Source organism: Halomonas sp. NO4, from assembly GCF_010994375.1.
Classification (GTDB): Bacteria; Pseudomonadota; Gammaproteobacteria; order Pseudomonadales; family Halomonadaceae; genus Halomonas.
Genome location: NZ_WHMA01000020.1, coordinates 45,925 through 59,957, shown reverse-complemented (window position 1 = coordinate 59,957; position 14,033 = coordinate 45,925). Strand labels below are relative to the sequence as shown.

Below are 14,033 nucleotides of genomic sequence, written 5' to 3'. Positions count from 1 at the left end.
TGTAACGCTTTGATCTTGTGGTGAGTAGGCCGCGGGAACTTCCCCCGCAGCCTCTCGCAGAACGGAACGTGAACCTCTCGATTCATTCCGCTCCCATCAAGCAAACGAACCACGCATACTCTGCCGCCAGTGGGCAAATAAACGGGGACACTGCTCTGAAATCCTTTCCATGAATTTCACTGCCCGTGTCTTGTGTTGTCTCAGCGACTTGAACTTTCTTCTCGCCCATCGAACCAGAGCCTTATTGACATGCCAACAAATTGCATAGAGTGCCGATCGGTAGAAGGCGCCATAGTATGCAAGCCATCCATTTAGGATCGGATTCAGCTGCTTTGCCAGTTGTGCAATGCTCAGCTCGGTTCGAGACCGAACACGCAGCTCTCGGATTCTTCGTTTCATACCTGAAAGTGCCACTTTGCTCACGGCAGGTGTGAAGCTCAGAAAAAGGCTGTTGTCCTTACGGTTTTTGACAACACGACGTCGAAAAGTATATCCCAGAAAGTCAAACTGTGTATGTCCATGGTTGCCTTTCCGGCTGCCATCTTTGCAGTATACGATCTTGGTTTTGACAGGATGCAACTCAAGACCACACTCTGCAAATCGACTCCGCAGAACCGAGAGCATATGCTCCGCTTCTTCACGTGAGCGGCAGTGCACAAGCCCGTCATCCGCATAACGACACCATTTGAGGTTGGGATAGTGTTTAGCTAGCCACTTGTCAAAGACGTAATGCAGAAAGAGGTTCGCCAGCACAGGACTAATGACCCCACCTTGTGGAGTTCCCTGTGTTCTGGCAATCAGTGCTCCATCCTCTCGCTGCAGCGGTGCCGCTAACCAGCGCTCAATATATAGCTTGACCCAAGGCAAGTCCGTATGTTTATCGACTGCCTTCATCAGCAGGTCATGCCGAATATTGTCGAACAACCCTTTGATGTCAAACTCCAGCACCCAGTCGAACTGCCAGCATCGCTTTCGTGTGACACCTACAGCATCCAGTGCCGATTTTCCCGGTCTGTAGCCATAGGAGTCCGCCAGAAAGATGCGCTCTACTGAGGTTTCAAATGCCAGCTTGACGACCATCTGAGCGATTCGATCACTGACGGTAGGTATGCCCAGGATACGTTCCCCACCCGCCTTTTTGGGAATGGCTACCGCCATCACCGGCGGGGGGAAATAGGCACCTGAGGACATGCGATTCCAGATCTTGTACAAATTCCTTTTCAGGTTGAGGTCAAAGTCACTCAGTGACTCCCCGTCAACCCCTGCGCTACCTTGGTTGGCTTTTACCAACTGGTAAGCTCGCAGGACATCCCATTTTGATATGGTGAAAGGCTTGGCTTCCATTATGACCTCCTCCTGTCAATCGACAGTTGGGCCACAACACAAGCCCGCTTGATGCAACCCCTTCGCTCCATGCCCATTACAGGCACTTCCTTGCTACTACGAGTTGCTCCGTCCCAGTATCACGCATCGGTACTCTCATGCTCGCCATTTCAGTGGCTTGCATTTCTTCCTTGGCATCGTGATGACTGGTTCCCGCAGTTCCCATAAAGAGCCCGGTACAGAGTCATGCCCACTATACGCCGGACACCGCTTGCACAGCCTTCGGAGCTCGCTTGCAAACTGTTCCCGAAGGATGATTCCGCCCCCGGTTTTGATGTCAGTTTTTGGATTACGACGCGTCAACATAGGTTCGGGATAACTCATCTCTCTGCACCTTACCTGCCAGCTCATTGGCTGACGTTTCCTCAACGCTCACGACCCATGCTCTTAACAGGAGCCGCTTGAGGTGGTTTGAAGCCGGCTTCCGACAGCAGACTCCGGTGGACCTACCACCATCTCTTTACGAGCTTATGCCCTTATCAGCTGCCATCCTGTGCGGCTGATGTCGGTGCCTGCGGCACACGAATCATTCCCCAGTCCTTCACATCTCCGTCCCGACCCTTGGCTGAGCCGACACGGTAGGTGGATGGTGGCAGCGCTGCCACCTCGGGGGTGGGTCAGAAGCGTTGGCCGGTACTGGGTCACTTTACTTGGCCATTAACACCCGTGGCGCGTCAGCGCTTAGGGCGGGGAGCAGTCACCCTCGTTATCGATGCAGTCCAGGAGAGCGGCGAAGTCGCGGGATTGTGCCTCGGGCGTGAGTTGGCCGGCATACTCGAACAGCGTCGGTCGCACGTCCGGGTCGCGGAAGGACTTGCCCTCCGGTACGACCGGGCCGTTCGCATCGCGGTAATAAACATTGTGCATCAAGACGGAATAGCCGTTGTCCGCGACCTGCTGAGCCTTCTCGTGATAGCAGGGGCGCAGACCACCGATATCGGTGAACAGCACCACGGCTGGAAGGGGGCCGTCGGCGTTCCGGGGCGTGAAGACATGAGCGTCGATGGTGCCGTCGGCGGCGGGGATTTCGATAGCACGAGACATGAAAGGGCTCCGGGGTGTCGATGGCGAATGGATGTCGTCGGGGACGAATGTCACTTGAGACGAATCTAACCGAGGACAGGCCCTGTTGACGAGGTCGTTACTCCCCCGCTTTGATGATCATTCGCAGTGCTGGAGCCGGACCGTTCGTAAGCCGCGCGGCGGCTTGCAAACAGCGTCTCAGCTCCGGCGTTACATCAGTTACATAAGGAGTTGCTGAAGATCCGCATCTGGCCGTTAGCTGGCATACATAATATGGAGTTTTCTTTACGCTTGCTCTTCTCTCCAAGCTAGCCACCCTTACCACTACGGCCACGTCGTGCCCCATGGCATGCAACCAGTAGGAATTTGTGGGGTGGGCTCCCGCCTTGACTTGTTGAATGCCTGAGCGGTAATGAGAACATGCAGGCGCGGCTGACCGAACTTGGCCGGTGATGAACGGGGATGCTCCCACCGATATCGCGGCACCGCTCGCCGGGAAGACCCTTGGCCCCGTCGACGCAACGGCTCGACAGGGACGAGATCCTGCCCGGCGGACCATCGGCGGGAGGCGGGCCCTGGCCACACCGGAGGGTCAGGGTAACAGGCGCAGTGCCACCAGGCGCTCGAAGAACGCTGATCTTACCCTGCAGTCGTGGACACCGATCTAAGAGATCATTCGGGCCTCGAAGGCCTCAGGTCTGATCATCCCAATCGCACTGTGCCGGCGCTGATTGGCGAAGACGCCCCTGACCAGCCTCATCACCAGCCATCGGACGATCAGAACCCGAATTGACGCCTTACTGTTTTCCGCCTCAAGCCATCTCAAGTTCAACATGGCCGGGGGAAGAGCGGCGGCGTGATGGACCGATCACGATCTTTACCTCGCGGCCGAGACGAGCGATGGCCTCGAGCATCTTGGCTTCGCTGATGCCACGGAACTGGCCACGTAGCAGGGCGGATACCTTGGGCTGGGGAATGCCCATGATCTCGGCGGCCCTGGACTGCGTCAGGCGGCGGTGCTTGATGATCTCGCCGATCTTGGCGGCGAGCTGTGCCTTGATGAGCATTTCATCGGCATCGGGCATGCCCAGGTCGGCATAGACGTTGGTGGAGCCGGTGTCGATGGTCATGACGTTTCCCCCTTGGCGTGCTGCTCGGCGAGCTTGAGTCGGTCGCGGATCTTGTCCATATCAGGCTTGGGGGTGGAAATGCCCTTGGCTGACTTCTTCTGGAAGCAGTGAAGGACGTAGATCGCATCACCCAGTTTGACGGTGTAGACGGCGCGATAGGTATCCCCCTGGTGGTCTTCGACGACCTCGAGGACGCCAGCGGAATCAAACCCCTTCAACGGCTTGGCCTGTGGATGCTTGGTGCCAACCTGGGCCAGGTGAAGGGCGAAGCCAAAGACGTCCTTGACATCGTCGGGCATGGCCAGAAGATCCTTCTTGCTGCTGGCCACCCAGTGGACGGGTTTGGGAGGGGGCGAATCCATGTCGGTATTTTATTCCCATATGGGTATGGGAACAAGTATCGACATTGTGTCGACGGCGATGAGTTGGGGCGACCGCATGTCGGTCGCCCGCGGTTTTCGTTCGGTTAGCGGATCTATGTCAAAGCTGGGTATTGCCGGCTTTCCTGCCGTGCGTCGTTGAGCTTGAAGCTGCCCACCAGTTCCGCCAAGCGGTCGGCTTGCTCGCGCAGCTGCTCGGCGGCCGAGGTGGATTCCTCCGCCAGCGAGGCGTTCTGCTGGGTCATGCGGTCGAGCTCGGCCACGGCAATGTTGACCTGGCCGATGCCGTCGCTCTGCTCGGTGGTGGCGTGGCTGATTTCCCCGAGCATGCCTGCCACGCGGTTCACCACCTCGACGAGCTCGTTCATGGCGTTGCCGGCGTCGCGTACCAGCCGGGTGCCGCCCTGGACCTTCTCGCCGGAGGCGTCGATCAGGCCGCGAATGTCCCGCGAGGCCTGGGCGCTGCGGGTAGCGAGTTGGCGGACCTCGCCCGCCACCACGGCGAAGCCTTTGCCGCTCTCGCCGGCGCGGGCCGCTTCCACCGAGGCGTTGAGCGCCAGCAGGTTGGTCTGGAAGGCGATGTCATCCATGACCTTGATGATGTCGCCGATACGTTCGGAGGCGTGCTGGATATCGCCCATCGTCGTTACCACGTGCGATACCGTGTCGCCGGTGCCCTGTACCAGCTGGGCGGCGGATTGCGAGAGGTGGTTCGCCTCGCGTGACGAGGCCGAGGTGTTGTCCACCGTGCCAGCGATCTGCTCGATAGAGGCGGAGGTCTGCTGCAGGCTGGACGCCGCCTGGTCGGTGCGTCGCGACATGTCCTGTCCGCCGCTGGCGATCTCCTGGGCGGCATGCCGAACGGCATCGCTGCTGCTCCTCACCTGGGCGAGTACGTCATGCATCTTGTCGGCGAAGGCATTGAACTGGATGGCCAGCTCGCTGGCTTCGTCCTTGCCCTGCACGGGCAGTCGCAGCGTCAGGTCGCCATCCCCCTGGGCGATCTCGCCCATGGCATCGGCGGTGCGTCGGATGGGGCGGAACAGGGCACGTAGCAGCAACGCGAACACCACCAGGCTCGCCAGCACGATTGCCGCTACCGTCAGAATGACCATCAGCACCGCCTGGTTGAGATCGGCAAACAGTTCGCTGCGCGGTATCCGGGCGAAGGCGATCCAGTCGGTACCCGGTACTTCGATCGCCGCGACCAGCTGCTCGGCGCCGTGTTCGTCGCTGATCGTGGCGTAACGATAGCCAACGCCTGCCAGCAGCTCGGCGGCCTGGGTCTCCCAGCCGGGCAGGTTCGCTACCGGCTGGCCCGCCATCGAGGCTCCCTCAGGGTGAACGCTGATCGTGCCGTCCTGGCTTGCCAGGAACACCGAGCCCGTCTCACCCAGCTGATAGTTGCTGATCGTCTCGGCCATGGCGTCGAGCGTATAGCCGACCCCGGCGACCCCCACGCGTTCGCCGTCGAATTCGACCACGTGGTTGATGAAGACCTTCAGCTCTCCGCCGTCTGAATCGACATCCAGCGTATAATCAGGGCTGTCGGCATCGTCGACCAAGCGATAGAACCAGGGGTCTTCTTCACGGTCCAGCGTGCGCTCGATCCCATTGGCCGTGTAGTAGTTGCCGCTGAGTGCCGACACGTAGAAGACGGTGTTGGCTCCGGTGCGTTGCTGGAGTCGTTCGAAGTGCTCCACCGCGCGCTCGCTACCTTCCCGCGATTCCCCTTCGGTCAGCCATTCGTGCAGATAGCCATTGTTCGCCAGGCTCTGGGCCGTCGTGATTGGCCCGCTCAAGTTGGCTTCGATGTCATTGCGAATGCTTTCCAGGGTTGCCGGCAATTCGTCTTGGGTGACTCGGTCGGTGATCAGCTCGCTGAACAGCCGGTACTGAATGGCCGTCGCGCCGCCAACGATCAGGATCATGCACAGGCTGATGCCGATCATCAGCTTTTGGGCAATGGTTAGATTCCTCACTGTTCCCCCTTCATGCTCGCGCATCGTCAGGGTCGATGCGTCGTTGTTGACTATTTGGTCAGAGGGGTATCGGCGAGGTAAGGAAAAACTGTAGAGGTGGTATGGCTAGCGCCGACCCACTGCGGGTCGATGCCTCATCCGAGCAGCGTCACCACCGCCCCATAGGCCGCCACGCCGGCGGCGATCGGCCAGCCGAGCGAGCGTAGCCGCCACCACGCGGCCAGGGTGGCGAGCACGCCGATGGCCGTGGCGAGCCAGGAGGTGGCATCGACGGTGGTTGGCACCAGGGAGGTGCCCAGCACGGCGGCGATCATGAGCGGGCCGAGAATGCCGAGCCACTGGGGCATGGCATCGAAGCCGTCGTCGCCGTCATCGAGGCGCTCGAGGCGGCGCCGCATCCACAGTAGCGGCAGCAGGCGCATCAGCAGGGTACCCAGCGACGATGCCAGCACGGCGAGCCAGAGAGCGGTACTCATGTCAGCGTCCTCTCGTTGTCGAGTCGAGCTTCACCAGGTAGAAGCAGAGAGCCCCGCAGGCGGCGCCGAGGGGAATGGCAGCGTTGCTCAGCCCGTTCACGGTGAGCAGCAAGGCGATGGCGATGCTGCTGCCCAGCGCCAGCGACCAGCGCCGATCGGTGAAGCGCGGGGCCAGCAGCACCAGGAACAGGGCCGGCAAGGCGAAGGGCATGATCTCGCCGAGCAGCGGCCAGCGCCGGGTCAGCTCTTCGCCGGCCACGGCGCCCAGCGCGGTGCCCCCGATCCAGCTGAACCAGGCGAGCAGCGCGGCGCCGGTGAACCAGCCGAGGCGCTGCGACGCCGGCAGCTGTGGCAGGCGGGTGTGGGCCAGGGCGAAGACCTGATCGGTCAGCCCGTGCATCAGCCAGGGCCAGGCGCGGCTCGCGGTCAGCCAGGGGGCGATGTTGGGGGCGTAGACCACGTGGCGCACGTTGATCAGCAGGGTCATGACGACCACCAGCCACAGCGGCGCCCCCGCGGCGATCATGCCGACGAACAGGAACTGCGAGGCCCCGGCGTAGATCAGGGTCGAGATGACCACCGCCTCCCAGGTGCTGAAGCCGGCCTGGACGGCGATCAGCCCGAAGGAGATGGCGACCGGTACGTAGCCGCCCAGAAGCGGAATGGCCTCACGCAGCCCGGCAAGCCAGGGGCGGGGCAGGGAATGAGTCGCTTGCTGGCTCATGGCGCGTCTCCTTCGTCGGTGTAGACGATGGTGAGCAGCAGCGTGGCCCAGGCGTCATGGGTGCGATAGAGGTGCGGGCGGTCGGCGGCGAAGGTCAGGCTGTCGCCGGGCCGCAGCTCGCTCAGGTCGCTCTCGGGGCCGGCCTCCAGCCGTCCGCTGATGAGGGTGAGCGACTCACGGGCGCCGGGGGTGTGCGGTTCGGCGTGGCGCAGGGTGTGGGGCGCGCAGCGCATCCAGTAGGCGTCGACCTGGGGGGATTCCTTGCCCTGGTCGATCAGCCGTACCTCCACGCCGTGCTCGCCCAGCGGCACGCTGATCGGCGCCACCAGGGTGCCGAAGGGCACGCCCAGCTGCACCGCCAACCGCCAGATGGTGTCCAGGGTGGGGTTGCCGTTGCCCTGTTCGAGCCGCGACAGGTTCGACTTGGCGATGCCGGCGGCGGCGGCCAGCTGCGAGAGCGACCAGCCGCGTTCGAGCCGCAGGGCCTGCAGGTGCTGGCCGAGGGTGCCGAGGGAGAGCGTGTCCATGGGGTGCCTTTCAACCGTTCCTTTTAACGAACGTTCTATTAAAGGAACGGGCGCCCGTCAAGGGGTATCGCGTCTGTGGGAGCCGGAGTGATCACGACCCGTGACCGGGATACCGCGGGCGCTTGTAGGGATTACCCTACAGGAAGGTCGTCCATGCCTGAGTTTAGTATCAGGTGTTAGCGATTGAAAAAGCGATGCCGAGGCAACGACCATAGGCCGATATCAACGTCAGGTCCTCTCCGGGGGCACCCTGTTCGGTAATGAAGGATAAAGGGGGGGCGACCCTTTCGCTAGTCGCCTTCAATGAATGCATTGAGGCGCAAGAATATCAGCATATAAGTGCTGATTGAAATGGCCGGTTTTACGAGAAGGAAATGATCCCTTTGCAGAATCATGATCCAGACAAGTCAACCCGCGTCACGAGTGGCGTGCCGGGTCTCGATCATATACTCCATGGCGGCTTTCGGGCGGGCAGGTCCTACCTGATATCCGGTGGCCCGGGCTCAGGCAAGACCACGCTAGGGCTCCATTTCCTGGCGGAGGCAGAGCCTGGAGAGGCCCTGCTGATCAGCCTCGGTGAAACACACCGGACGATTGACGAAGACGCACGCGGTATCGGCCTCGATATCAGCGGGGTGGTCAGCATCGACCTGTCACCTTCAGAGGCGAGTGGAACACCGGATGCCTATACGGTACTGGAGCCGTGGGAAGCCGAGTCTCCGGATCTGCAGGCGCGGATCCACGAACTCTTTCCGGATCGGCTGCCCAAGCGAGTCTTCGTCGATGCCTTGAGCCAGCTGCGGCACCTGTTCCCCGACTCCTACCAGTTCCGCAAGCAGGTCATGGCCCTGATGGAATACCTGAAAAGGGCCGGAGTGACCGTGCTGTTTTCCGCGGAACGGGGATCCTCTGCCGAGGAGGACCTCCAGTACCTCGGCGATGCCATCCTGACGCTGGAGGCGACGGAGTTCGGGCGGACCCTGTCGGTCGTCAAGTATCGCGGCTCCGGCTTCGTCGAGGGCAAGCACTCGGTACGCTTGAGTGATCACGGCATGACGGTCTATGAACGGCTGATTCCCACCGATCATCGCCGTGATTTCATCACCGAGTCGATCGCTTCCGGTGTCGCGGAGGTCGATACGCTGATGGGCGGTGGCCTCGAACGAGGCACGGTGACGATCTTGTCGGGCCCCACGGGTGCCGGCAAGACATCGCTCGGGGTACAGTTCATGCGTGAGGCCGCCACTCGTGGCGAGCGGTCAGTGATCTTCAGCTTCGAGGAGCGACTCGAGACCCTGCGCTATCGCTGCCAGGGCATCGGCATTCCGCTCGAAGACATGATCGATCAGGGAACGCTGGCGGTTCGCGAGGTCGAGCCGCTGCGCTACGGCCCCGACGAGTTTGCCTGGCTGGTGAGGCACGAAGTGGAGGCCCAGGGGGCGCGTATCGTCATGTTGGATAGCCTGGCCGGCTATCGCCAGTCGGTATTCGGTCAGGACGTGGTGCCCCATGTGCATGCCCTGTGTCGCTATCTGGGCAACATGGGCGTCACGGTTCTGCTGGTCAACGAGGTCGGTTCCATCGCCGGCGGCGAGCTGCGCGTGTCCGAGTACGGCATCAGCTACCTGGCCGATACGGTGGTGCTGCTGCGCTATATCGAACTGGACGGTGAACTGCGCAAGACCATCGGCATGCTCAAGAAGCGCACCGGTGATTTCGAGAAGACCCTGCGCGAATTCCAGATCACATCGCAGGGGCTGAAGGTGGGGGAGCCAATGGTCGGCTTGCGGTGCATCCTGCGCGGCGTGCCCGAGGCAACGCTTCCACGGACGCAGGGCAGTTGATGGTTGATATTCCGGCCTGGGGAATCGGCAGCGGCGGCCTGCGAATCGAGGTCGCGGTCGGTAATACCGCCGATCACGAACTCCTGGCACGCTCCCTGAGAGCCGAAGGCTATGTGATCGGGGGCTTTGATGCCGAGGGCACGGCCGGCCGCGAGGCCGACCTGCTGATCGTCGATCCCCCCTCTTTGGATCGCTTGCGCCAACGCATCGACCAGTTGCACGCCGAGGCCTCGCCGGTGGTGTTCCCGGTATTGTTGTTGACGAAGAGTGAGTTGACCTCACCGACCCAGGTCAGTCGTGAACTCGGCACCACGGCCGCCGACATTTTGCGTATCCCGACCACCCGGGCGGAACTGCGTGCCCGGGTGCGCAACTTGGTGCGTCTACGGCAGCTCTCCCTGCAGCAGTTCCATGAATACAACCTGGTGCGTGAGGTCACGCTCCAGGAGGCAACGGAGCAGGGGTTCGCCAAGGCGGTTTGTCGGATCATCACGTGCTTCAAGGGCCATGCGGCGGCCTGGGTCGGTATCGCCGATCCGGGCCAGTCGCTACCGCATATCCTGGCGATCCGCACCGGAGTTGGTGTCGACGTGTCCGGCGCCACCTGGAGCGAGGATGGTTCGACCTGGCAGGGCTCGGCGGGCTGGGCGCTCGCCTCGGGAGAGGCGCAGGTGGTGGCAGACCTGGCCACGGCGCCCGGTCTGGCCCCTTGGCGAGCGCAGTTGCGGAACCTGGGGCTGGAATCGATGGTCGCCCTGCCCCTGCGGCCGCAGCACGGCGCGGCTGGGGTACTGATGGTCGGCGCCTGCCGGCCCGGTGTCTTCGGGCCTGATGAGCGACTGTTGCTGGAACGACTCTCCACCCACCTGACCTTCGGGCTCGACAAGCTGCGCGTGCAGGGCGAGCGGGAGCGTCAGCAGCAGGAGATCCACAAGCTGGCCTACCGGGACCCGCTCACCGACCTGCCGAATCGACGCTTTCTCCTGCACCGACTGAACCAGCTGATGGCCGGCACCGGCAGTGGTCAGCAGGCCGCGGTGCTGTTTCTCGACCTCAATGATTTCAAGCTGGTCAATGATGCGCTGGGCCATGCGGCGGGGGACCAGATCCTGCAGCGGGTGGCACGGCGCCTCCAGCACACCCTGCGTGACGGTGACCTGGTGGGCCGGCAGGGCGGGGACGAGTTCATCGTGGTGTTGATCGACGATCCGCGTGAGCCCCTGGCTTGCGGGGAGGATGGCGTGCGCCGTCTGGCCGCTGGCGCCGAGGCGCTGGCGAGTCGGATCGTCAAGGCACTGGAACAGCCGTTCGCCATTCAGGAGCATCGTCACCACCTGAGCGTCAGCATCGGCATCAGTCTGCTGCCCTGTTACGCGACAGAGCCCGAGGTGGTGATCGACCAGGCCGACATGGCCATGTACCAGGCCAAGAAACAGGGCCAGCAGCTGGTGTTCTACTCTCCGGGTATGGAGCAGCAGCGACTCCAGCGCCTGTCGCTGGAGTCCCGTCTCTATCATGCCCTGGAGTGCGAGGAGTTCCAGTTGCATTACCAGCCGATCTGGGAGATCGGCAGCGGTCGCCTGGTTGGGGTTGAGGCGCTGTTGCGCTGGACGGACGCCGAGGGAAACCGCATCTCGCCCGGGGAATTCATCCCCGTCGCCGAGGATCTAAAACTCATGGGTCCCCTCGGGGACTGGGTGCTGAAAACGGCGGCTCGACAACTGGTGGACTGGCGGGCGCGCGGGATTACCTTGTCCATGGCCGTGAACCTCTCCGTCAGCCAGCTGCAAGGGCGTCAGGCGGCTGAGCGCATCCGCGATCAAGTGGTGGCCGACGGCACCCAGCCGGAGTGGTGGCACCTGGAGCTGACCGAGGAAACCCTCATGCATGAGCCTGAAGAGGTCGAGGCGGCGATGAACGTGCTCAGCGAGTGTGGTTTCCACCTGGCGCTGGACGATTTCGGACGTGGCTACTCCTCGTTGGCCCGCCTGCAGTCGATGCCGCTGGATATCCTCAAGATCGACAAGCTGTTCGTCGACCGGCTCGACGGCGATGCCGCCGGGGAGCCCATCGTCCAGGTCATCCTCGACCTGGCACGCCACCTGTCGATCCAGGTGGTGGCCGAGGGCATTGAAACCATCGCACAGCGCGACCGCTTGTCGGCGCTGGGGTGTCACTGGGGGCAAGGATTCCTGGTCAGTGCGGCACGGCCTGCCGACGAGATCGAGCAGCTGATACAGACCGAACGGTCGTCCTGATACATGAATGCATTGAGGCTACACATTCCCTTGGAGGCGTTACCGGGCGCGATGATCCAGGTCGATCCCCAGGGTCGAATTCGTGACTTCAACCATGCCGCCGACGGCCTGCTGGGGCGGCTGGCCGTTGACGAGCGGCTGGGTGAGCGGTTGGATGTCCAGGGCGTTTCGCGGCTGGTGGCGATCCTGGCTGCACCCCAGGGGGCTCCGGGGGCGTTTGCTGAGTTCGAGGCCTGCATCGGCGATCGCCACTTTCGATTCGCCGTGGGGCCGACATCGCCCGTCGATGAACAGCGGGTCATCCAACTGACCGAGATCACGAAGTGTCGCGCCCTCTTCCAGCAGCTGAAGACGAGCGAACAGTGCTATCACTCGCTGTTCCTGGAACATCCCGATGCAGTCTACAGCCTGGGCCTCGACGGCCGGTTCTTGGAGGTGAATCGCCGTACCTGCGAACTCACCGGCTATCGTTACGAGCAGCTGCTGGGCGAGCACTGGGAAGCCGTCGTGGTCGAGAAAGACCGGGAGGCCGTACGCCATCACTTTCGCCAGGTGCTGGGGGGCCAGTCCTGCAGTTATCGCTGCCGAGTGCTCGATCGCACCATCGGTGAGCGGGTGGCGCAGGTGACCAATGTGCCCATGATCGTGGACGGCGAAGTGGTGGGGGTGTTCGGCATCGCTCAGGACGGCACCGAACTCTACCAGTCTCGGCAGACCCTGCGCCGCCTGTACAGTGCCCAGGAGAATATCCGTGAGGAGGAACGGCGTCGCATTGCCCGTGATCTGCATGACGACCTGGGCCAGATGCTGACGGCCATGAAGCTCGACCTGGAGAGGGTCAACCATGAGCTGCCGGGATTACCCAGCGACCATGTCGAGCGTCTCCGGGAGAAGGGCCATTTCATCGACGAGGTGATCGAGAAAGTCCGCGACATCGCGGCCAATCTGCGGCCCTCCATCCTCGATGACCTGGGCTTCGAGGCCGCTGCCGAATGGTTCCTCGAGCAGTGTGCCAGACGCGATCAGCTGGACATACGCTGGCAGCCCGGGTCGGGAGTGACCGGCCAGGCGGTTGGCGAGACCGCCACCGTGCTGTTCCGGATCCTGCAGGAGTGCCTGACCAATATCCGTCGCCATGCCCGAGCCTCGCGGGTCATCGTGCGCTACGACGAGCATGACGATCGGGCTTGCCTGGAGGTCAGAGATGACGGTATCGGCTTCATTCCGCAGGCCACTCAAGAGCGCGGGGTCGGTCTGACCGGCATGCGCGAGCGGGTGGCGATGCTGGGTGGCTCGCTCAGGGTGGAATCCTCTCCTGGCATGGGGACACGAATCGGCATCACGCTGCCGCTGGAACCTGGCCATCATGATTAAGGTGGTGATTGCTGATGATCACGGCATCGTGCGCGAAGGCATGCGCTCGCTGATCTCATCGACTCCGGAGATGGAAGTGGTGGGGGAAGCCGACAACGGCGACGCCGCCTTGGCACAGGTGCTCAAGTGCCAGCCAACGGTGCTGCTGATGGACATGAGCATGCCGGGAAATGCGGGGTTGCAGCTGGTCGAGGCGGTGCGACGCCGGGCGCCGGATACTTGCGTGCTGGTACTGAGCATGCACCGGGAAGAGCAGTATGCCGCCCGGGTCATTCGCGCCGGGGCCCATGGCTTCATCACCAAGTCGCGTCCCCCCGAGGAGCTATTGACGGCCCTGCGGGAAGTCGCCCGGGGGCAGCTCTACATCCCGGGGGAGCTGGCGCATAAGCTCGCCCTCCAGGCTCTGACCGGACAGCCGGAGGGCCAACCTCATGCGCGCCTGACCAAGCGGGAATATCAGGTGTTCATGGCCCTGGCGCAAGGCCTGACGGTAGGCGTCATCGCTGCCAGGCTGCATCTCAGCTCGAAGACCGTGAGTACCCACAAGGCGCGCATTCTCAAGAAACTCGATGTGGACAGCCTGTCCGGGCTGATCCGCTATGCCGTGGAACACGACCTCCTTTGAGCTACACGAACTCCTGAGCTACACGAACTCCGAATCGTCCGTGCGCACGGTGATGCCGCCTTCTTCCCCGGGCAGCGTGATGGAGAACTCGCCGCCTCCCAGGTAGGTCACCGGGTGGCCCTCCCGGGTGCGCAGGGCGGGCGGGTCATGGATGGCGCCGGCGTGCTGCAGCTCGCTGAGCTCCTTCACGCTGACGAAGACGTCGATCATGTACTCGCGGCCTTGGTCGTCGAAGGCCATGATGGTGCGTTCCTGCCGGGGCACGCTGTCATCCTCCGCCGTGATCATTCACTTCATCCATAGCAGC

Annotated in this window: 13 protein-coding genes; 4 read left to right on the top strand and 9 right to left on the bottom strand. The window is 62.5% G+C overall.

Translation table 11 applies throughout. From position 1 onward, the window contains the following. Positions 1-96 precede the first annotated feature (96 nt). The 8 genes from ltrA to FEF15_RS13510 all read right to left on the bottom strand — a co-directional run bounded on the left by ltrA (position 97) and on the right by FEF15_RS13510 (position 7,625). A complete protein-coding gene (gene ltrA, locus FEF15_RS13545; RefSeq protein WP_163559705.1) occupies positions 97-1,344 on the bottom strand; it encodes a group II intron reverse transcriptase/maturase in 1,248 nt (415 codons plus the stop codon). 720 nt (positions 1,345-2,064) lie between these two features. Next, positions 2,065-2,427, bottom strand: a complete 363-nt coding sequence (locus tag FEF15_RS13540) for a dienelactone hydrolase family protein (RefSeq protein ID WP_240454174.1) — start codon at positions 2,425-2,427, stop codon at positions 2,065-2,067. 791 nt (positions 2,428-3,218) lie between these two features. Next, complete coding sequence (locus tag FEF15_RS13535) at positions 3,219-3,536, bottom strand: helix-turn-helix transcriptional regulator (protein ID WP_163559704.1); 318 nt, start codon at positions 3,534-3,536, stop codon at positions 3,219-3,221. After that, complete coding sequence (locus tag FEF15_RS13530; protein ID WP_163559703.1) at positions 3,533-3,898, bottom strand: type II toxin-antitoxin system RelE/ParE family toxin; 366 nt, start codon at positions 3,896-3,898, stop codon at positions 3,533-3,535. The genes FEF15_RS13535 and FEF15_RS13530 overlap by 4 nt, the downstream gene beginning before the upstream one ends. Before the next feature lie 113 nt (positions 3,899-4,011). Further along, the gene (locus FEF15_RS13525) at positions 4,012-5,898 is read right to left on the bottom strand and encodes a methyl-accepting chemotaxis protein (RefSeq protein WP_163559702.1); all 1,887 of its coding nucleotides are present in this window, start codon (positions 5,896-5,898) and stop codon (positions 4,012-4,014) included. A 134-nt stretch (positions 5,899-6,032) separates the two neighbouring features. Continuing rightward, positions 6,033-6,374 carry an AzlD domain-containing protein gene (locus FEF15_RS13520; RefSeq protein WP_163559701.1) on the bottom strand — a complete coding sequence of 114 codons (342 nt, stop codon included), beginning with the start codon at positions 6,372-6,374 and terminating at the stop codon, positions 6,033-6,035. 1 nt (position 6,375) lies between these two features. Continuing rightward, positions 6,376-7,098, bottom strand: coding sequence for an AzlC family ABC transporter permease (locus FEF15_RS13515; RefSeq protein ID WP_163559700.1), 723 nt, complete (start codon positions 7,096-7,098; stop codon positions 6,376-6,378). Next, complete coding sequence (locus FEF15_RS13510; RefSeq protein WP_163559699.1) at positions 7,095-7,625, bottom strand: XRE family transcriptional regulator; 531 nt, start codon at positions 7,623-7,625, stop codon at positions 7,095-7,097. Before FEF15_RS13510 ends, FEF15_RS13515 begins: the two co-directional genes overlap by 4 nt. Positions 7,626-7,999: 374 nt before the next feature. On the opposite strand from FEF15_RS13510, the gene FEF15_RS13505 reads away from it, so the two are divergent. Genes FEF15_RS13505 through FEF15_RS13490 form a run of 4 tightly spaced genes read left to right on the top strand, consistent with a single transcriptional unit; the run spans position 8,000 to position 13,726 of the window. After that, a complete protein-coding gene (locus FEF15_RS13505; protein ID WP_163559698.1) occupies positions 8,000-9,469 on the top strand; it encodes an ATPase domain-containing protein in 1,470 nt (489 codons plus the stop codon). Beyond that, positions 9,469-11,727: an EAL domain-containing protein gene (locus FEF15_RS13500; RefSeq protein ID WP_163559697.1), complete on the top strand. Its 2,259-nt coding sequence runs from the start codon at positions 9,469-9,471 to the stop codon at positions 11,725-11,727. The genes FEF15_RS13505 and FEF15_RS13500 overlap by 1 nt, the downstream gene beginning before the upstream one ends. Before the next feature lie 51 nt (positions 11,728-11,778). After that, a complete protein-coding gene (locus FEF15_RS13495) occupies positions 11,779-13,101 on the top strand; it encodes a PAS domain-containing sensor histidine kinase (protein WP_163559696.1) in 1,323 nt (440 codons plus the stop codon). Next, a complete protein-coding gene (locus FEF15_RS13490; protein ID WP_163559695.1) occupies positions 13,094-13,726 on the top strand; it encodes a response regulator transcription factor in 633 nt (210 codons plus the stop codon). The genes FEF15_RS13495 and FEF15_RS13490 overlap by 8 nt, the downstream gene beginning before the upstream one ends. Positions 13,727-13,744: 18 nt before the next feature. Here FEF15_RS13490 and FEF15_RS13485 read toward each other — a convergent pair whose 3' ends face one another. Beyond that, the gene (locus FEF15_RS13485; RefSeq protein WP_163559694.1) at positions 13,745-14,014 is read right to left on the bottom strand and encodes a hypothetical protein; all 270 of its coding nucleotides are present in this window, start codon (positions 14,012-14,014) and stop codon (positions 13,745-13,747) included. Between the last annotated feature and the right edge of the window lie 19 nt (positions 14,015-14,033).